Below are 248 nucleotides of genomic sequence, written 5' to 3'. Positions count from 1 at the left end.
GAGGCCGAGCACCGCGCGCATCAGCGTCGTCTTGCCCGCGCCGTTCGGGCCGAGCACGCCGACGAATTCGCCGGCTTCGATCGAGAAGCTGACGTCGCGCAGGATCGTGCGTCCGCCGAGTTCGAGCGTGACGCCCTCGAGTGCGAGTGCGGGGGGAGTGGCGTTCATGGCGCGATCGCGATCATTGCTTGCCGGCGGCCAGCGCAGCCGCGAGCGCATCGAGCTGGCCGGCCATCCATTGCTGGAAC

At 69.8% G+C, this 248-nt stretch carries 1 protein-coding gene; it reads right to left on the bottom strand.

Annotation, left to right across the window (positions count from 1 at the left end; genetic code table 11):
- The coding region (locus tag SB751_RS33785) for an ATP-binding cassette domain-containing protein (protein ID WP_410749470.1) at positions 1-168 on the bottom strand (168 nt) is incomplete at its 3' end.
- Positions 169-248 lie beyond the last annotated feature (80 nt).

Origin of the sequence: Cupriavidus sp. SIMBA_020, from assembly GCF_046535395.1 — a bacterium.
GTDB lineage: Bacteria > Pseudomonadota > Gammaproteobacteria > Burkholderiales > Burkholderiaceae > Cupriavidus > Cupriavidus campinensis.
The sequence above is the reverse complement of the archived record's forward strand: the minus strand, read 5'-3'. Positions and strand labels throughout refer to the sequence as shown.